The following is a 19,511-nucleotide window of genomic DNA, read 5'->3' as shown; positions in this document are numbered from 1 at the left end:
GGTGGAGCCAGGCGGGATCGAACCGCCGACCTCAACACTGCCAGTGTTGCGCTCTCCCAGCTGAGCTATGGCCCCTCAACGGATGCGTATATTAAGGATCCGCCCCTAGGCCGTCAACACCCAACACTGCTTTTTTTGAAGTTTTTTCGACATCCTTGTCGTCATCGTTCAATTAACAAACAAACCGCTCATCAAACGTCCAAAGCGGCGTATTCTTTCTCTACTTTCTTGGTTTCTTTCTTGGAAAAACCACCCAAAACATCCAACGCACTGCGCAAACGAGCGCGAGTCATGTCTGGGCCCAACAGCGCCATCGAATCCATTACTGACCAAGAATTCGGCGTTCCGGCAATCGCGACGAAGATCGAGAACATGAAATCCCCCATCTTCAGATCCATCGCCTTCGCCAGCGCTTTGATATCCGCGAAGATAGTGTCCTTACCCCAATGGCGCTGAGCTTCCAGCCGCCACAGAGTAAACTGCAGCACACGCTTAACCTGTGCCTCCTCCAACTTCTTATGTTCGAAGTTTTCCGGCTTCAGGTCCAACATGCCGCTGAACATGAATTGCGCCATCGGAGCCACATCTGAAAACACTTCAGCCCTGCCCTTAATGTGCGGAATCAGAGCCTTCAGCGCATCTTCGTTGAACCACCAGTCACGCAGGCGAGCCATAAACTGCTCATCACTCAGATCGTCACGAACCCATTGGCCGTTCAGCCAGCGCAACTTCTCCACATCAAAGACCGGGCCACCTAGTGACACACGCTGGATATCGAAGTTTTCAATCATCTCGTCCAGTGAAAACTTCTCGCGCTCATCCGGCATAGACCAGCCCATGCGACCCAGATAGTTGGTCACTGCTTCCGGCATAAAGCCCATCCGCTCATAAAAATTGATGCTGGTGGGGTTCTTCCGCTTGGAAAGCTTGCTCTTGTCTGGATTACGCAACAGAGGCAAGTGGCACAGCTCAGGCATATCCCAGCCGAAGTACTCGTACAGCAACTTATGCTTGGGCGCTGAATTAATCCACTCTTCACCGCGCAGCACATGGGTGATTTCCATCAAGTGGTCATCCACCACGTTGGCCAGGTGATACGTTGGCATGCCGTCCGACTTCAACAGAATCTGGCAGTCCACCTGGGCCCAATCAATCTCGATGGTGCCACGGAGCATATCCTGAATTTCGCACACACCTTCGTCTGGCACCTTCATCCGGATAACGTAGGACTCACCGGCATCCAAACGGCGCTTCACTTCTTCCTGTGACAGCTCAAGATTACCCTTGATACCCGGGTTCTGGCCGTTAGCCTTGCGCTCTTCTCGAATCGCATCCAGCTCTTCCGGAGTGCGGAAGCAATAAAAAGCATGGCCAGCCGTAACCAGATCTTCGGCATACTGCGCGTACATGTGTTTACGCTCCGACTGGCGATAAGGGCCATGCGGGCCGCCCACATCGGGACCCTCATCCCAGTTCAGGCCTAACCAACGCAAGGCCTTGAGAATATCCTGTTCGGACTCGGCCGTACTGCGAACCTGATCGGTGTCCTCAATCCGCAAAATAAACTGGCCACCATGCTGGCGCGCGAAGCACAAATTAAACAAGGCCACGTAGGCGGTACCAACGTGAGGGTCACCCGTGGGCGACGGAGCAATTCGAGTACGTACTGTCATGAAACCATCCTGAATATAAGTGGCCGATAAATAAGTTGGGCATTATAACGAGCCTCACCCAGTTTCGCATGATCGGGTTTTGCCAGCACTTCATCGGGTGTTATATTATAACGTACCAAGCAAACTTCAGGATCCCACCATGAATTTCAGAAAGACCTCTCTGGCCTTGGGCGTGGCCGCTTTAGCTGCCGCCATGCCCGTGTCAGCCACAAACGTAGTTGTGTCCATTAAACCGCTCGAACTTGTGGTCAAAGCGGTAGCAGGCGATAGCATGAATGTATCGACTATCGTGCCTCCCGGCTCCAGCCCCCACAACTACAACATGAAGCCATCACAGCGTCGCGCATTGGATCAAGCCGATGCGATCTTCTGGGTGGGACCAGAAATGGAGACCTTTCTCAGTCGCCTGCTTGGCGGCCATGAATTCGAAGGCAAAGTGCTAGCCTTCACAGAGCCCACCACCAACGATACCGATGCACACCATGACGAGCACGACGATCATGACGACCACGATGACCATGATGATCATGGCAACCACGGCGATCATGACGATCACAGCGATCATGACGAGCACGGCGACCACCACCATGACCACGGCACCGGCGAAGACCCACACATCTGGGTAGACCCGCACAAGGCTCTGGAAATGGCAAAAGTCATTCATGCCAAGCTGAGCACACTCGAAGGCGTTAACATTTCTGAGCTGGATGCCAATCTGGCACACTTTGAGCAAAACCTGCACACGGCAGAACAAAGTATTAAAGAAAGCCTGAGGCAACTCGAGGGCATCAGCCTGTTCGCATACCACAGTGCGCTGGAACGATTCACCGAACACTATGAACTCGAACTAGCCGGCGTACTGGCCCTCAACCCCGAATTGTCCCCAGGGGCCCGGCACCTCGCGGAGGTACAAAACAAACTGCGCAAGGCCAATCACCCCTGTCTGCTTACTGAACCTCAGTTTAACCGCCAATGGTGGCGGTCAATCACCGACGGGATCAACGTTACGATCAGCACCTGGGACCCACTGGCAATCGACATAGAGTCTACCGCTAACGGCTACATCGAGTTCCAGCAATCCATAGCAGACGCTGTGCTCGAGTGCTTACCAAAGTAGGCTAAGCATCAGCGGGATAGACACCATCGCCAGAAGTGTCTGCCCGCTGATAATACCTGCCATCAGCGGTGCATCACCGCCCAGCTGGCGCGCCAGAATATATGCCGACGTGGCGGTTGGCAGAGTCGCCAGCAACACCGCGACTTGCACCAGCAACCCACTCAACCCGAGCATCCAGGCCACCCCCACAGCCATCACCGGAAATACCAACAGCTTCAGCGCAGAAGACACCAAAAACGGTGCCGAGGCACCACGCAACGCACTCAACTGCAGACCAGCGCCCACCGTCATCAAGCCCATCGGCAAAGCCAGATTACTTAAGGGCTCAAGCGTGCCTGCCAACAGCGGATGAAACCCGATCTCAAAATAGCTCCAGAAAACCCCTAGCACCGAGCCGACAATCAGCGGGTTCGTCACAATGGCTCGCAGCACCTGTTTAATACTGACCTTGTCTTGGCCGGCCACCAAAGAAAACATCAGAATGCACAACAAATTCAACAGGGGGACCATGATGGCAACGGCGATGGCCGTTAACGACAAACCATCGTCGCCCAGTAGCATGCCGCCAGCGGCTAAGCCCACATAGGAGTTAAACCGAATCGCCCCTTGATAGACCGACGAAAACACCGGCCCACTCCAGCGCCAAAACAACTGAGCTACCACCAAAGCCAAGGTCATTGCAGCCAGCATCGCAACAATCAGCAACGCTGTGTCTGCGTAGGCCGACACCGGAAGCCGAGCCTGCCCCAACTTGAACACCAACATGGCGGGAAAAAGAATGTAGTAAGTAAAGCGCTCAGCCTGCGGCCAAAAATCGCCACCGGGGAAGTTAATCCGACTGAGCACATGCCCCAACATGATCAAAACAAACACCGGAACCAGCGCTTGAATAACTACCTGCATGCCATAAACCTTATAACCGTTGCCATTTTGTTCCCCGAGGGTTAGATTCAGGATATTGCATTCCAAAACGGCGTAATGTGAACAACGTGAACACCCCAATTTACGGTATTCATACTCCAATCATCGCACTGCGGTCTTCTTTCGAGAACACCGGCAGGGCTGTTATACGCCTCTGATTTCGCTGAATCCACACTAACTCCCATCCGGATTCAGCGCTCAAACCACACTTTTATTTGCTTAAGAATTCTCAGGAGATTCCGATGGCTGAATTACCTTCAATCGTAGTTGCAGAAGAAGATTACAATCGCTTGAGCACTCTGATTGAGCGCATGGCTGGAAAGTCCGTCGTGATTGATGGCTTGGAAGAAGAGCTCAGCCGCGCAGACTTGATGCCTCTGAGCGACGTGCCAGACGGCGTCGTGACCATGAACTCAATTATCCGCTTTGTGGACGAAGACGCCAACAAAGAACACGAAATGATGCTGGTTTACCCCCACGAAGTGGGCGACAGCGACCACAAGGTATCCATCCTGGCACCTGCTGGCGCGGCCATGCTCGGCCTGAGCATTGGTGACAGCATCGAATGGCCGATGGCAGGCCGAAAGCCAATCCACCTGAAAGTGGTCAGCGTTACCCGCAACGCCTAAACAAAAAAAGGCCGCGTCTGGTCTATAATCCGACGCGGCCTTTTTGATACCAGCCTTAGTCTTCGAGGAACACGAGGCTCTCCTCGGAACCCGCAGCTTCCAGACGCCCCATCGGTTGTAGCTCCAATCCCTGCTCACGAGCAGCGGCCTCAAACGCTTCACGACTGCTCGGTGCAACACTCACCATCAAACCACCACTGGTTTGCGGATCACAGAACAACAACTTGTCTGCGTCGGTCATGCCCGAGATGGCATCACCAAAGGCTGCGGCATTACGGTGAGTACCGCCGGGAATGCAGTCCGCATCGATGTATGGCTGCAGGTTAGGCAGAGTGGGAATAGCTTTACGACTGACCGTCGCTTTCACCCCACTGCCTCGGCAAATTTCCAGCAGGTGACCCGCCAAGCCAAAGCCGGTGACATCCGTCATCGCGTTTACGCCATCGATTTGGGCAAAGACCTCACCGACTTTGTTCAAAGTCGACATATTCTCAACCGCAACCGCCAAGTCTTCCTTCGCAACCTTCCCCTTCTTGGACGCACTGGTCAGAATACCCACGCCCAGCGGCTTGGTTAGATACAAAAGATCGCCCGCCTTTGCCGTATCGTTACGGATAATACGGTCCACGCTCACCGTACCGGTAACCGCCAAACCAAAAATAGGTTCCGGAGAATCAATACTGTGGCCCCCCGCCAAGGCAATGCCAGCCTCAGCACACACCGCCCGACCGCCATCAATAACCTTGGCAGCAACCTCTGGCGCCAGCTCATTCACCGGCCAACCTAAAATCGCAATGGCCATAACCGGCTTACCGCCCATGGCATAGACATCACTGATCGCATTCGCCGCTGCAATCCGGCCGAAATCGAACGGGTCGTCGACCACCGGCATAAAGAAATCTGTCGTACTGATGACACCCACACCGTTGCCGATATCTGCTACCGCTGCATCGTCCCGGCTATCGTTCCCTACCAACAATTTCGGGTCGTGGAAATCCGGCATATCTGTGTGCAGAATGCGATCAAGAACGTCTGGAGCAATCTTGCAGCCACAGCCAGCACCATGGCTGAACTCGGTTAATTTGATAGACAAGGTTTCTTCCTTCTATGCGTTACGGAGTGTGCTCAAGTTTTTGGTAGTATACCCAGTACCATTAAGTTTACAGCTCAGCCCACTCTGCAGCCACCACACAGGAACGTCAATGAGTAATCCAGCCACCAAAGCCGACGATCAAGGCCTCGCCACTCGTATCATTCACAACCGGCGCCATAAAGACTCGTTCGGCAGCCCCTACTCGCCCATCTACAACACCACCACTTTCCAGTTCGAAAACACCTCAGCCCTTCTGGACATGATCGAAGGCCGAAGCGAAGGCTATCTCTACACTCGCTGGGGTACCAACCCGACTATTCAGGAGTTGGAACAAGGGCTGGCGGGCTTGGAACAAGCTGAATCGGCGCTCGCCTTTGCTTCCGGCATGGCCGCCATTTCTGCGACTCTCCTTACCCACGGCCGCAGCGGCATTGTGTGCGTGGGCGACCTTTACGGCGGCACTCAAGCCTTTCTGATCGAGCAATGTCAGGCATTAGGCATTCCCGTGACCTTCCTGTTTCGTGACGAACAGGACCAGCTGCCAGAACATCTGAACCAACCCGGCAAACTGGTGTACTTTGAAACGCCGGCCAACCCCAACATGGCCATTCTGGATATTTGCGCCATCGCGGCAACCGCCCACAAGCACGGCGCACTGGTTGCGGTAGACAATACCTTCGCCAGCCCCGTCAATCAAAAGCCGCTGGAACTGGGAGCCGACTTGGTGCTTCACAGTGCCACCAAATACCTGGGAGGCCATAGCGACATCACCGCAGGCGCCCTGATGAGCTCAGCCAAACTCGCCCAGCCTGTAGCCGCCTGGCGTAAAAACCTGGGCCAGCTCATTGCCCCGGAAACAGCCGCACTGCTCTCAAGAAGCCTTCGCACCCTGCCGGTCCGAATCCGTCAGCACAATGAAAATGCGATGGCCGTAGCTCAGGCCATGGAAGCCCATCCGAAAGTGACCAAAGTGCACTACCCCGGCCTGCCGTCGTTTGAAGGCCACGACTTGGCCCTCAACCAAATGACTGGTTTCGGCGGCATGCTCAGCATTGAAGTGGAAGGCGGCCAGGAAGCTGCTGCACGGGTTGCCGATAGCCTCAAAGTCTTTCTGCTGGCGACCAGCCTCGGCGGTGTTGAAAGCCTCGTGAGCCAGCCGAGCGCCACCAGCCATCACGGCATCAGCCGTGAGGAGCGCCTGAAACGAGGTATTGGCGATGGCATGCTGCGCCTATCGGTAGGGCTGGAAGATGCCTCAGACCTCATCGCTGACTTAACACAAGCTCTCGCCTAAAAAAACTCGTGCGGCTTCCTTTTAATAAGCCGGGAGTCGCACTAAATTATAGAAAGCCGGATTGCTCACCCACGCAAACCAGATAAGAAGACCCTTCACAGGAACCGAGGGGAACCATGATGCACGGACGAAAGTACTTTATGCCATGGATGCTGATAGCGCTGTGTTTTGCACCAGCCTGCAATGCCCATGAACACCCTGAAGAAATAAAGATTGCCTCCAGCATTGATGTCCCGATCACAGCTGCCACCGCAAACCTTCTTCAGCAAGCCTATCAGCGCTTAGGCGTGAACATGAAAACGCTGAACACGCCCTCTCGCCGCGCCCTAATGATGGCTAACAAAGGGCTGCTGGACGGCGATTTGTTCCGCATCGGCCAAGTCGTCCTCAACTACCCAAATCTTATACGCGTCGACTACCCACTCCTGCACGGTGAGTTACGTGCAGTGGTCCGCCCCGGTAGTGGCCACTTATTCAGCCACCCATCAGCCAGACCCAAAACTGCCGCCGTCCGGCTTGGAGTCATCATCGCCGAACAAACAGCTAAGGCTATGGGCATAGATCCGATCCAGACCAACAGCTACGAGCAAGCACGCACACTGCTGGAATCTGGTCGCGTAGACATCGCCTTGGTCTCAGACATTGAAGGCTTCGGCCCACTCGCGCTAAAAAGCTGGGAAGAACTCGAAATACTACCCAGCCCTGTCGCCACCTTTAGACTCTATCACTATCTGAACGAACGCCATGAAGCGCTGGCCAAGGCGTTACCTGACATACTAGGGGCTATCGAAAAAGAAGGGATACGCAGCGCAATCCTTAGCCGCTTTCGCCAACAGCAGAGGAAATGGAACAAAGAAAATATTCAACCGATGCTACAGGGGCAATTCCAAAGCAAAATGACTCGCAGTCACTAATGCGGCACCATAAATTTTAACAAGACTGAAACCATCCGACTCGTACCGTTGTGCCTCCCTATGTTTAGCCTGATCAACAAGGTGCATGATCAAAAACTTTTCACCACCTGTTAACACAAACCAGTACGTTGCACGTCTTTACGAAATAACCCGAAGATGCGGCTTCGAAACTGGTCATCATCGAACTGGCATTAGCCTTCAAACCAACGGATTCCAAGTCGCCTTTGAGGATCAGTTCAAAGCCGCACAAGCCCTGACAACAGCACTCACCTATAAAGCAAAACTACTCTTCCCGCCCCAACCAAGCCGCCCCACGCACCCCACTAGAATCCCCATGCACAGCTCGAACTATCGGCGTATCGCATTCCCCACCAAATACGTATAGAGGCAGCCTTTCCGGCAATTCTTGGTAGATTTGCACGGCATTACTCATGCCGCCACCCAACACAATAATGTCTGGGTCTAGCACGTTAATCACGGCCGCTAAGCCTCGAGCTAGGTGGTCAAGGTATTGGTTCAGGGTTTCCGCTGCTGATTTGTCGCCATGGCTGGCTTTTTCAGTGATGGTTTTGGCGGGCAGGCTCTGGCCATGCAAGCGTTTATGGGTCAGTGATAACCCGGTGCCAGAGAGGAAGGTTTCATTGCAGCCACGGCGGCCGCAGAAGCAGGGACGCTGATCCAATTCAACTTGTGGCATCCAGGCTAAAGGATTGTGACCCCACTCGCCCGCCACGCCGTTAGGGCCGGGAAGTATTCGGCCATTGACGCTGATACCGGCACCGCATCCGGTGCCCAGTATGGCGGCGAATACCACGTTGTGGTTTTTGCCGGCCCCGTCTGTCGCCTCGGAAAGTGCCAGACAGTTGGCATCATTGGTGACGGTGACCGGCCGTTCCAACAGAGTGCTCAAATCGTCTTTCATCAGTTGGCCGTTGAGCCAGATGGAGTTGCCGTTCTTTACTTTGCCGGTGATCCCGGAAATGCTTCCGGGTATGCCAACGCCCACTGGCAAACCGCTCTCGCCAGCCTTCGATTCAGCCGTCAGCACCAGTGAGTGAATAACTTCCAAGGTGGCACGATAATCTCCCACCGGAGTGGAGACGCGCTTTCTGAAGTGTTCATTGCTTTGCCTGTCTATCAAAATGACTTCGGTTTTGGTTCCACCTAAGTCGATTCCGACCAGCCAATCACTTTGCATGCAGCGCTCCTTATCAAACACCGTCCCGATAAAGGAGCAATCTGTAGGGCCTCACAGCCTTACGTGCATGACCCTTCTACCGCAGGTAACTGCTGAGGCAATTCTAGCAGCTCCGCCAAGGGCACGGGTCTGGAGAAATAGAAGCCTTGTAGTATGTCACAACGGCGCTGCGCAAGATCGTTACGCTGCTCCGGGGTTTCAATGCCTTCTGCGACCACTTCCAAACCAAGGTGATGGGCCATAGTGATAATGCCCTCCACGATCGCTGCATTCTCTCGGCCGCTAGCGATGTCTTGAATAAAACTTCGGTCTATTTTCACCTTATTGATCGGCAGCTGGCGCAAATAACTCAGGCTTGAAAACCCTGTTCCGAAGTCATCTATGGCCACTTTAACGCCCAGATTCCGCACATTCTGGAGCAGCTCAATGGCTTTTTCTGAGCCCGCCATCATTAGCCCTTCGGTCACTTCCAGTTCCAAATGCTCGGGATTCAGGCCACTTTCTTCAAGGGCTTGTTTTACTTCGTCAAAAAATCCGTTTCGCCGAAAATGCACGGGGGAGATATTAACCGCTACCGTTAGCGGTACTTCGCGGTCCGCATTGATGCTCTGCAGATCCTGGCACGCCCGCCATAACACCCAGCGGTCCAGATCAATGATCTGGCCTGTGCGCTCTGCCAAAGGTATGAAGTCGCCTGGCGGCACCATGCCCCGCTCAGGATGCTGCCAACGTACAAGCGCTTCCAAAGCTTTCATTTTGCCGGTGTGTGCATCCACCAACGGTTGGTAGTAAAGCACCAACTGGTCATGCTCTACCGCCTCCAGCAGCTCCCGCCTGAGTTCGATATGCTCGCGTACAGTTGAATCCACATCACCGGCGTACCACTCCCAGGTATTGCGGCCCTGGGCTTTGGCTTCGCGAACCGCCATATGGGCGTTCTGAATAAGCGCACTCGCGTCTCGCGATGACACCTGCCCCATTGCCACGCCGATGCTGGCACTCACATGAAGCACATGTTCATCGATGACAAACGGTCGAGCCAGCAAGCTTAGCAAGCGCTCCACCAATGGAAGTGCGTTCTCAACCCTCGCTCGATCAGTCAATAAAACGCCATATTCATCTCCGGCAAATCGAGCAAGAAAATCACCAGGCTCCAGCCCGTCAACCAACCGGTTTGCCACTGCCTGCAACAGATGATCACCCACGGTGTGGCCCAGGCCATCGTTGATCGAGGAAAAACCATCTAGGTTAATCAACAAAACAGCCACACGCCCCTTAGCCAAGGGAAGATCTTCGGCAAGCCGAGCCTCAAAACCGGCGCGATTGGCCAGCCCGGTAAGAAGATCGTGGGTACGTTGGACGTGCAGTTTGAGTTCGCTTTCTCTTTGGCGGGTTATGTCTTTGGCAATACCGTAAACACCCACCACCTCATTATCGACGATGATCGGCAGGTTGGTGACTGCAACTAGGTATTCTTCGCCATTGATGCTATAGGCGACGACTTCGTAATTTTGAGGGGTTCCTTTGCGGGCTTCCTCGAACGCTTGCTGTGCCACATTATGATGTTCAGCTTTTATAAACTGTTGAAAATGAAGCCCGAGGATGTTTTTTTCTGCAAAGCCGGCAATATTTTCAGAGCCATGATTAGCCGCCACAAAACAGCCATTCAAGTCGAGCTCGAAGACGGCATCCGGGTGATAAGTAAATAAGGACTGATAACGCTGAGACTGAATGCGAAGAGCCCGCTGGTCCTGTTGTCGCGTTAGCGCAAAAGCAACCAATCCGGCAGCCCGCATGATCAACACCAGTTGATCTTCACTGGGTTGACCGGGTGTTGGGTGATAAGTAGCGAAGGTGCCTAAAAGCTCACTGCCAGCCACCATCACGGGGACAGACCAGCAAGACATCAGGTTCTCTTTCAACGCACTATCCCGATAGGCTGTCCAGTTGGGTGCAGCTGTAATATCTCGGGTGATAACAGCTTTCCGTGTGAACGCCGCTTTTCCGCATGTCGCCACTTCAGGACCAATTTTTACTCGCTGCATGGCCGTTCGGTAGGTCTCAGAAAGCCCCTCCCCCGCCACTAGGCTCAGCGTGTCATCGGCAGGGTCATACAGCATAAAAGTCACGGTGGCGTCTGGCATTTTCCGCGCAACCATTTTGGTCACTTCCGCCAAGATATCCATGAAAGGCGCATGGCTGGCGATCATGTCTTGAATTTTTTGTTGATCCGCCAATTCGGCAAGGATGCGATCCATTCTTATGCCTTAAAGAGAAGCATCATTACTTGGAGATTACCGTTGAAGCTAAGAGATTACCAGCTAAACGGCGGCCCGCCCAAGATCGCGAAAAGTCTAAGTACATGATAGCCCGCTCGTTTAAAACATAAGGCTCTGCTTAGGCCATCTTCATATATCGCTATAGATCAATTCTAGTTGTTTAACCAGTGAGACGCCTAGTCACCGATCACATTGTCAAACCGTCAAAAGCGTCCTCTTCTCGAACGTCGCCGCTAGGGACATCCCCTCAATCAATCGGCCTATTTTCCTGATAGAATTGGCGCCTCAAACGGACAAACCTGAGCTTTTAATGATCAACGACACATCTCCTCAAACCACCGGACCCGAGCCTTCACGGCGCTTCTCCATTGCACCCATGATGGATTGGACCACGCCCCACTTCCGCTATTTGGCGCGCATTCTCAGTCGCCGCGCGTTGCTCTATACGGAAATGGTGACCACCGGCGCTTTGATTCATGGAGATACACAACGCTTTCTTCGCCACGATCCGGCAGAATATCCGCTGGCCCTGCAACTGGGTGGCAGCAATCCCGATGAACTGGCGCAATGCGCAAAGCTTGCTGAAGAATTTGGTTTCAGTGAAGTGAATCTTAATGTGGGCTGCCCCAGCGACCGGGTGCAAAACAACATGATCGGCGCCTGCCTGATGGGGCACCCAGATAAAGTGGCCGAAGGTGTGGCCGCGATGAAAGCCGCGACCAACCTGCCCGTGACCGTTAAGCATCGGATTGGCATTAATGGGCGGGAATCTTGGGAGGAGCTGTGCGAATTTATCGAGAAAGTGTCAGCTGCAGGATGCAACACGTTCATCGCACACGCGCGAATAGCTATTCTCGAAGGACTTAGTCCGAAAGAAAATCGCGACATCCCGCCGCTAAAGTACGACTGGGTGTACCGTTTGAAGCAGACGTACCCTGATCTGGAAATCATCATTAACGGCGGCATTAAAACCATCGAAGAATGCCACGACCACCTTCGTCATACCGATGGCGTCATGCTCGGCCGGGAGGCGTATCACAATCCGTGGCGGCTAACCGAAGTAGACCCGGAATTCTTCGGCGAGGCTGCGCCGGTTGCCAACCGCCACGATGCCCTTCGTGCGATGTTCCCGTTCATTCAGAAAGAACTGGATCGTGGTGTTTATCTTACCCACATTACCCGCCACATCATGGGGCTGTTTCTCGGCATGCCCGGCGGCAGGCAATTCCGGCGTCACCTAAGCGAGAACGCCAACAAGCCTGGGTCCGGGCTGGAGGTGGTGGAACAAGCGCTGGCGAAAGTACGAGAGCCAGAAGTAATGTTGGAAAACTGACAGCCCACGAGCCTTTAGTTGTCTTGTTCCTGTTGTAAGCTGCCGTTATTGTAGACGTTACAAAAGGTGTTCCGGAGCCGAACACCTCAATAACAATTATCGACCGGGACGACAGCACGAATGACAAACAAGTTAGACCAACTGAAAACCATGACAACGATAGTTGCAGACACCGGTGACCTGGAGGCCATTGCCCAATGGCGGCCGCAAGACGCAACCACCAACCCTTCTCTGCTGCTTAAAGCAGCAGCCTCAGAAACCTATCGCCCGATGCTGGACAAAGCCATTGTTATGGCCAATCGTCAGGGTGGATCCTCTGCCGAGCAGTTAACACTGGCAACCGATATGCTCGCCGTGCTGGCCGGCAAAGAAATTCTAGACCTTATACCGGGCGTGGTATCCACCGAAGTAGATGCTCGCTTATCCTTTGATACCGCCGCAACGCTTAGACGCGCCCACCGGATCATTGAGCTTTACGATCAGCAAGGGATCGATACCAGTCGGGTTCTGATCAAGATCGCCGCAACCTGGGAAGGCATCCTGGCCGCCGAGCAACTTGAAAAAGAGGGCATTCGCTGCAACCTGACGCTGCTGTTCTCGTTTGTTCAGGCGGTTGCCTGCGCTCAAGCCGGCGCCCATCTCATTTCGCCATTTGTGGGTCGAATTCTGGATTGGCATCTGGCCAACTCCGGCCGAGACAGCTACCCGTCTGCGGAAGATCCCGGCGTACAATCCGTTTCGCGGATCTACAATTACTACAAAACCCACGATTTCAATACCGTGGTAATGGGGGCCAGCTTCCGAAATACCGGAGAGATCGAAATGTTGGCCGGTTGCGACCGACTGACCATCAGCCCGGCCCTGCTACAGCAACTTCAAGACGACAACGGACCGCTAACACGCATGCTGGATGCCGAATCCGCCACCAGCAACGACGTGATCGGCCCGATTGATGAAAAACTGTTCCGCTGGGAATCCAACGAAGATGCCATGGCCACCGAGAAACTGGCCGATGGTATTCGCCGATTCTCAGCCGACCAAATTGAACTGGAAAACCAGGTGCGCCAGCAGGCCAACGCTGCGTAAATCGCAGCATGGCTATGCAGAGGCAGTGATCGCCCGTTAATGCGAGGACTTCATCATGTTAGCCATTCTTCACCCGAATACCGCTCTGGACAGCGAAGCCTATCGACAAACCATGCACTACCTGGAAAATCTTCCGGGCGTCAGTCTGCGGGTCCACGAGGTTCAAGGTGCAAGCCAGCGGTTGACCGAAATTTATCTGCTCGGCGACACCAAGCCTCTGGATAAAGACGAGATTGAAGCTTTACCTGCCGTTGAACGGGCCATCCGAATTTCCGAAGACTACCGCATTCTGGGGCGCCACCAAGACGACAACCGGCAAAGCGGATTCAACTACAATGGCGTCGACTTTAGCCAAAGCAATCTGAACGTCTTCGCCGGTTTGTGTGCCGTGGATGTGCCCGAGCACGTTGAAATCATGATGAAGGCGCTGCAAGAGAACGGTCAGGTGTGCACTCGCATGGGTGCCTACAAGCCTAGAACCAACCCTTACTCGTTTCAGGGACACGGCCAAGGCTGTTTGCCTTGGGTGTTCGAGAAGGCCGGCAAGCATGGCATCAAAGTGGTTGCAATGGAGATCACCCACGAAAGCCACATTGAAGAAATTGATACCTGTCTGGAAAAACTGGGCCGCCCTACCGGCGTCATGCTGCAAGTGGGAACCCGCAACACCCAGAACTTTGAATTATTGAAGGCCATTGGCCGCCAAAGCACATATCCGGTATTGCTAAAGCGAGGCTTCGGGATCACGCTGAACGAGTCGTTGAATGCGGCCGAATATCTAGCCAGCGAAGGCAACGCCAACGTGATTTTCTGTCTGCGCGGGATGAAAACCGAAGCCGGCCAGCCGCACCGGAACATGGTCGATTTTGCCCACGTACCGGCGGTAAAACGCCTGACCCGCATGCCGGTGTGCGTTGACCCATCCCACTCTGTGGGTACCCGGCAGCAGTCTCCGGAGGGCATTCTCGACGTGATGCACGCCACCGCTCAGGGCGTTATCGCCGGGGCCAACATGGTACTGGTAGACTTCCACCCCAAACCCGAAAAAGCCTTGGTTGACGGCCCTCAGGCCCTTCTAATGAACGAATTACCGGCCTATCTGGAAGACATCCAGTTATGCCACGACACCTGGAAAAAGCGCCAGGCCATCTACAAACGGTTAAAGGACAACGCTACAGAATGATCATTTATGGTCACCGCGGGGCAAAAGGTGAGGCCCCTGAAAATACCCTTCCCGGTTTTCTTCATGCTTACCGACAAGGTGTTCGACATTTTGAACTCGACCTGGCCCTATCAAAAGATGGGACACCGGTTCTAGTCCACGATCTGACTGTCGACCGAACCACAGACCAGAAAGGCAATATCAGCAAGTACACGGCGGATCAACTGGAACAGATGGACGCAAGGCGCAACACCAGCTCATGGCCGCTACCAACGGGCATCCCGGCGCTGGAAACCTTACTGGATAAGTTTGATGACTTGGAACACTTGCAGCTTGAAGTCAAGAAAGACAATCGGTATCGGCTTAACATCCTGTGCAACCGACTGACCGAAATCATTCAACGCCGAAACCTGTACCAAACTGCAGCCATCACTTCGACAGACCCTTGGTTTCTGCGCGAAATCCGCCGTCGCGATAAGAATATTCGTCTGGGGTTAGTCGCGGAGCGCAAGTTTCCCAAGCCGCTGAACATCGCAACAACACTGGGCTGCGAGTACTTTTGCGTAAACTGGAGGATTCTCAGCAAAGGTATGGTCGATGCCGCTCACAAACGCAACATGCACGTCTCGGCCTGGACGGTAAACCGCATCCACGACATGTTGGCACTGGAAGAGATCGGGGTTGATAGCATCATTACAGACTACCCGACCAGCACCCGAATGTACTTCGACAATCGCGCTAAATCGTTGTTAAGCCTGCCAGTGAAAGAGACCGAGCAGTCAGATTTATAGCTGACTGCTCGGTGAATGGTCTGAATCAGAAGATTCGGTTCAGGCCATTCAGAGCAGCTACCCGGTAAGCTTCCGCCATGGTTGGGTAGTTAAAGGTGGTGTTGATAAAGTAGTTCAGGGAGTTCGCCTCCCCTTCCTGATTCATGATGGCCTGGCCGATGTGTACGATTTCGGCCGCTTGGTCACCAAAGCAGTGAATGCCCAGTATTTCCCGTGTTTCCCTGTGGAACAGCAGCTTGAGCATGCCCACAGCTTCACCGGTAATCTGAGCGCGAGCCAGGTCTTTGAAAAACGCCTGCCCCACATCGTACGGTACTTTGGCTTCGGTCAGTTCCCGCTCGGTTTTACCAACTGAACTGATTTCCGGGATGGTGTAAATGCCGGTTGGCACATCATCCACAAAACGGAAGTACTCATCCTGCACCACATCAGAAGACGCTGAACGCCCTTGATCGTATGCCGCACTAGCCAAGCTCGGCCAACCGATCACATCACCCACCGCGTAGATATGTTCTACTTCGGTACGATAGTGGTCATCAACCGCCAACTGACCTCGGCTATTCGGCTCAAGACCCACTTTGTCGAGCCCCAGATTATCCGTGTTGCCACTGCGGCCGTTACACCACAGGAACGCATCAGCCCGAATCTTCTTGCCAGACTGCAGTGTTAGCACCACACCGTGGTCATCACCTTTGACGGCTTCATACTGTTCATTGTGACGAACCAGAACACCGTTGTTCCGCAGGTGATAGCTGAGAGCGTCTGAAATCTCGTCATCCAGGAACGACAGCAAACGACTGCCCGGGTTGATCAGGTCAACCTTCACACCCAACCCAGCAAAGATACACGCGTATTCAGAACCGATCACGCCAGCGCCGTATATGATCAACGTACGCGGGGTATGGGACAGGTTCAGAATGGAGTCGGAGTTATAAATGCGGTGGTGACGGAAATCCACATCGGGCGGCAGATAGGGGCGCGAACCGGTCGCCACAATAGCCTGCTTGAAGTGAATAGTCTCTACCGATTTATGGCCCCGAATTTCCAGCCGGTTTTTATCCAGAAACACAGCACGCCCGTTCAGCAGGTCAACCCGATTACGAGAGTAAAACTGCGTGCGCAACTTGACCTGTTTCCCGATTACCTTCTGGGCATTTTGCAGTACCCGCGGGAAGGAGAACCAGCGCGGCTCACCAATGTCACGGAACATCTGGTTAGTGTTGAAGGTGATAATCTGCTTAACAGAATGACGCAGTGCTTTCGAAGGGATGGTACCCCAATGAGTACAGTTACCCCCTACCGCGGCCTTGTCCTCAATGATCGCAACGCGCTTATTGTGCTTCGCCGCGTTCATTGCCGCCCCTTCACCGGAGGGGCCGGCGCCAATAACAACAACGTCGTAATGATGTTCTGCCATGCGCGCAGTATCTCCTTATCTACGTCTCGTGAGCGTAGCTTTAGTTATTGAGTGTGTGATCACTTGCCGTTACTTATCAATTTTACTGGCGTCGTAGGCCAAATCTTCCGCGCTCATCGGTTCTGCTGAGTCGGAGCGGCTGTCTTCACACTTCTGGGTGCTACCACCACAAATGTCACAAGAAGAACTGATGCCAAGCGCACCAATGCCACCGCAGGTTCCACTGATCGGCTTACGCCCGAAAATCACGCCAACGGACATGCCAATCATCAACAAAACCACAATCGCCAAAACTAACAAAAAGGTACTCATACCTGCCCCCTTTACTGGACAACGTAAGATGAAAACGCCGGCGTGCTGTGCACGTCAAATCCAGCCTCACCCCTTACAATAAAATACGCTGGAATATTTTCTCGGGTAGCCAGACTCATTGCCCGCTCAAATCCCATAACATTATATGCCGTTGCCAATGCATCTGCCGTCATGCAGTCATCTGATATTACAGTCACAGATGCTAACCGATGATCGATCGGCCTTCCGGTATCTGGATCAATTGTATGCGAATATCGCTGCCCTTCCGATTCGTAGTAGTTACGATAGTCACCGGACGTAGCCATAGATTTACGATCGAGCGCGACCACGACATTGACCTGCCGAGCCTGGTCCGAAGGGGTCTCTACAGCCAAGCGCCAAACGTCATCATCCGGCTTTCGGCCACGGGTGCGCACTTCACCGCCTATCTCCACAAGGTAAGCCTGAACACCTTGAGTGTCGAGGTAACGGGCAACCACATCCACGCCATAACCTTTGGCAATACCGGACAAATCGATGTACTGGGGTTGCTTGCTGCGAATCGCCAACGCCTCTGAGTCGAACTCCAGGAACTCCCACCCGGTTACGTTCAGCGCCTTCAACAGTTCCTCGTCGGAGGGACTACGCTCAGGCCGTGCATCAGGCCCAAACCCCCAGAGGTTAACCACCGGCCCGATGGTGGCATCAAAAGCCCCGTCGGTTTGAGCGGAAATTTCCTGAGCACGGTGAATCACTTCGAAGAGCGGCGCCGACAACGTCGTCCAGTCCGCCTGACTCTGCTTGCGGTTTAACTTGGACAGCTCGGAGTCCGGCTTCCAGGTAGACATTGCGTTATCTACCCGTTCCAACTCCGCTTGAATGCCCTGTGCCAACATTTTGAGCCTGGCGCTGTCTTCCGGCAATACGACGTTGATGTGATAGGAAGTCCCAAAGATCCCACCTGAGATCTCCCAGACTTTTTCTTCTTCCTGAAACGAGCAACCCGCCAGGGCGGCCATAGCCAGCGCCATAAAGACGCTGACCACAACCACCCTGACGGGTCCAAACATGCGGGATGTCATTTGAGCTAATTAACCTCCAAAGTCATCCAGCATGATGTTTTCGTCTTCTACACCAAGATCTTTCAGCATCTTGATGACAGACGCGTTCATGATTGGGGGTCCACACATGTAGAACTCACAATCCTCAGGGGCCGGATGGTCCTTCAGATAGTTTTCGTACAACACATTATGGATGAAGCCGGTTGGGCCTTCCCAATTATCGGTTGGCAGTGCATCAGACAACGCAACGTGCCACTCGAAGTTTTCGTTTTCTTCGGCCAGACCGTCGAAGTCTTCAACGTAGAACATCTCGCGAACACTTCGTGCGCCGTACCAGAAGCTGATTTTGCGCTTCGAGTTCAAACGCTTCAGCTGGTCAAAAATGTGGGAACGCATAGGCGCCATACCCGCACCACCGCCAACGAATACCATTTCGGCGTCAGTCTTCTTCGCGAAGAACTCACCGAACGGCCCCATAACGGTCACCTTATCGCCTGGCTTCAGATTGAACACATAGCTCGACATGATGCCTGGCAGATGGTCGCTGCCCGGAGGCGGCGTAGCGATACGGATGTTGAACTTGAGAAGACCTCTTTCTTCCGGGTAATTCGCCATGGAATAAGCCCGGATGGTTTCTTCTTTGTTGATCGCCTTGTAGCGCCAAATATCGTGCTTATCCCAGTCTTCGTGGAACTCTTCTTCGATATCGAAATCCTTGAAATCGATCTCGTAAGGATCACACTCCAACTGAACATAACCACCGGCACGGAAGTCGACTTCCTCGCCTTCTGGAAGCTTCAACACCAGTTCTTTGATGAAAGTGGCCACGTTGTGGTTTGAAATGACTTCGCATTCCCACTTCTTAACGCCAAAGAATTCTTCTGGCACTTCAATCTTCATGTCCTGCTTAACAGGAACCTGACAAGACAGGCGCCAGCCTTCTTTCTCTTCACGGTTGGTAAAGTGAGTCTTTTCAGTCGGCAGCATCGCGCCGCCGCCGTCCAGAACCTTACACTTACACTGGGCGCAGGTACCGCCGCCACCGCAAGCTGAAGACAAAAAGATGCCACTGCCTGCCAGTGTACCCAGGAGTTTGCCACCGGCTTCCGTTTTCACGGTATGTTCCGGATCGTCATTGATTTCGATGGTCACATCACCGGTGCTTACCAGTTTGGATCTTGCCGCGAGGATGACCGCAACAAGCGCCAGAACGATAACGGTGAACATGACCACGCCGAGTATTATTTCTGTA

At 53.6% G+C, this 19,511-nt stretch carries 17 protein-coding genes and 1 tRNA gene; 8 read left to right on the top strand and 10 right to left on the bottom strand.

Going from position 1 to position 19,511, the window contains the following annotated elements:
* Positions 1–2 precede the first annotated feature (2 nt).
* Together VOI14_RS15130 and gltX are read right to left on the bottom strand one after the other, a co-directional pair.
* A tRNA-Ala gene (locus VOI14_RS15130) sits at positions 3–75 on the bottom strand.
* A 116-nt stretch (positions 76–191) separates the two neighbouring features.
* Entirely contained in the window at positions 192–1,673 is a 1,482-nt protein-coding gene (gene gltX / locus VOI14_RS15125; RefSeq protein ID WP_323752877.1) for a glutamate--tRNA ligase, read from the bottom strand.
* A gap of 139 nt (positions 1,674–1,812) precedes the next feature.
* On the opposite strand from gltX, the gene VOI14_RS15120 reads away from it, so the two are divergent.
* On the top strand, positions 1,813–2,790 hold the full coding sequence (locus tag VOI14_RS15120) for a zinc ABC transporter substrate-binding protein (protein WP_323752876.1): 978 nt from the start codon (positions 1,813–1,815) through the stop codon (positions 2,788–2,790).
* On the opposite strand, the gene VOI14_RS15115 is transcribed toward VOI14_RS15120, so the two are convergent.
* On the bottom strand, positions 2,779–3,693 hold the full coding sequence (locus tag VOI14_RS15115; RefSeq protein WP_323752875.1) for an AEC family transporter: 915 nt from the start codon (positions 3,691–3,693) through the stop codon (positions 2,779–2,781). The genes VOI14_RS15120 and VOI14_RS15115 overlap by 12 nt on opposite strands.
* Positions 3,694–3,953: 260 nt before the next feature.
* Here VOI14_RS15115 and rnk point away from each other — a divergent pair, with 260 nt between their 5' ends.
* Complete coding sequence (rnk, locus tag VOI14_RS15110) at positions 3,954–4,340, top strand: nucleoside diphosphate kinase regulator (RefSeq protein WP_323752874.1); 387 nt, start codon at positions 3,954–3,956, stop codon at positions 4,338–4,340.
* 55 nt (positions 4,341–4,395) lie between these two features.
* Here the strand turns inward: rnk and selD are convergent, their stop codons facing one another.
* Entirely contained in the window at positions 4,396–5,433 is a 1,038-nt protein-coding gene (gene selD / locus VOI14_RS15105) for a selenide, water dikinase SelD (RefSeq protein WP_323752873.1), read from the bottom strand.
* A 109-nt stretch (positions 5,434–5,542) separates the two neighbouring features.
* Between selD and VOI14_RS15100 the strand changes: the two genes are divergently transcribed.
* Both VOI14_RS15100 and VOI14_RS15095 read left to right on the top strand, forming a co-directional pair.
* The gene (locus tag VOI14_RS15100; RefSeq protein WP_323752872.1) at positions 5,543–6,727 is read left to right on the top strand and encodes an aminotransferase class I/II-fold pyridoxal phosphate-dependent enzyme; all 1,185 of its coding nucleotides are present in this window, start codon (positions 5,543–5,545) and stop codon (positions 6,725–6,727) included.
* Between the two features lie 116 nt (positions 6,728–6,843).
* The gene (locus VOI14_RS15095) at positions 6,844–7,641 is read left to right on the top strand and encodes a hypothetical protein (RefSeq protein WP_323752871.1); all 798 of its coding nucleotides are present in this window, start codon (positions 6,844–6,846) and stop codon (positions 7,639–7,641) included.
* Positions 7,642–7,924: 283 nt separating this feature from the next.
* Here VOI14_RS15095 and VOI14_RS15090 read toward each other — a convergent pair whose 3' ends face one another.
* Both VOI14_RS15090 and VOI14_RS15085 read right to left on the bottom strand, forming a co-directional pair.
* Complete coding sequence (locus VOI14_RS15090) at positions 7,925–8,839, bottom strand: ROK family protein (protein ID WP_323752870.1); 915 nt, start codon at positions 8,837–8,839, stop codon at positions 7,925–7,927.
* 59 nt (positions 8,840–8,898) lie between these two features.
* Positions 8,899–11,097, bottom strand: coding sequence for an EAL domain-containing protein (locus VOI14_RS15085; protein ID WP_323752869.1), 2,199 nt, complete (start codon positions 11,095–11,097; stop codon positions 8,899–8,901).
* Between the two features lie 331 nt (positions 11,098–11,428).
* Between VOI14_RS15085 and dusA the strand changes: the two genes are divergently transcribed.
* From dusA to VOI14_RS15065, 4 genes are all read left to right on the top strand, one after another.
* On the top strand, positions 11,429–12,451 hold the full coding sequence (gene dusA / locus VOI14_RS15080; RefSeq protein ID WP_323752868.1) for a tRNA dihydrouridine(20/20a) synthase DusA: 1,023 nt from the start codon (positions 11,429–11,431) through the stop codon (positions 12,449–12,451).
* A gap of 120 nt (positions 12,452–12,571) precedes the next feature.
* On the top strand, positions 12,572–13,537 hold the full coding sequence (gene tal, locus VOI14_RS15075; RefSeq protein WP_323752867.1) for a transaldolase: 966 nt from the start codon (positions 12,572–12,574) through the stop codon (positions 13,535–13,537).
* Positions 13,538–13,592: 55 nt separating this feature from the next.
* Entirely contained in the window at positions 13,593–14,720 is a 1,128-nt protein-coding gene (locus VOI14_RS15070) for a 3-deoxy-7-phosphoheptulonate synthase (RefSeq protein ID WP_323752866.1), read from the top strand.
* Positions 14,717–15,490, top strand: coding sequence for a glycerophosphodiester phosphodiesterase (locus VOI14_RS15065; protein ID WP_323752865.1), 774 nt, complete (start codon positions 14,717–14,719; stop codon positions 15,488–15,490). Before VOI14_RS15070 ends, VOI14_RS15065 begins: the two co-directional genes overlap by 4 nt.
* 25 nt (positions 15,491–15,515) lie before the next feature.
* Here VOI14_RS15065 and sthA read toward each other — a convergent pair whose 3' ends face one another.
* The 4 genes from sthA to nqrF form a co-directional block, all read right to left on the bottom strand.
* The gene (sthA, locus tag VOI14_RS15060) at positions 15,516–16,907 is read right to left on the bottom strand and encodes a Si-specific NAD(P)(+) transhydrogenase (RefSeq protein ID WP_323752864.1); all 1,392 of its coding nucleotides are present in this window, start codon (positions 16,905–16,907) and stop codon (positions 15,516–15,518) included.
* Positions 16,908–16,976: 69 nt separating this feature from the next.
* A complete protein-coding gene (gene nqrM / locus VOI14_RS15055; protein WP_323752863.1) occupies positions 16,977–17,219 on the bottom strand; it encodes a (Na+)-NQR maturation NqrM in 243 nt (80 codons plus the stop codon).
* Positions 17,220–17,230: 11 nt separating this feature from the next.
* A complete protein-coding gene (locus VOI14_RS15050) occupies positions 17,231–18,280 on the bottom strand; it encodes an FAD:protein FMN transferase (protein WP_323752862.1) in 1,050 nt (349 codons plus the stop codon).
* 9 nt (positions 18,281–18,289) lie between these two features.
* Positions 18,290–19,504, bottom strand: coding sequence for an NADH:ubiquinone reductase (Na(+)-transporting) subunit F (nqrF, locus tag VOI14_RS15045; protein ID WP_323752878.1), 1,215 nt, complete (start codon positions 19,502–19,504; stop codon positions 18,290–18,292).
* Positions 19,505–19,511: the final 7 nt, after the last annotated feature.

This window comes from Marinobacter sp. (assembly GCF_034669625.1).
Classification (GTDB): Bacteria; Pseudomonadota; Gammaproteobacteria; order Pseudomonadales; family Oleiphilaceae; genus Marinobacter.
This window is presented reverse-complemented; position numbering and strand designations above follow the sequence as displayed.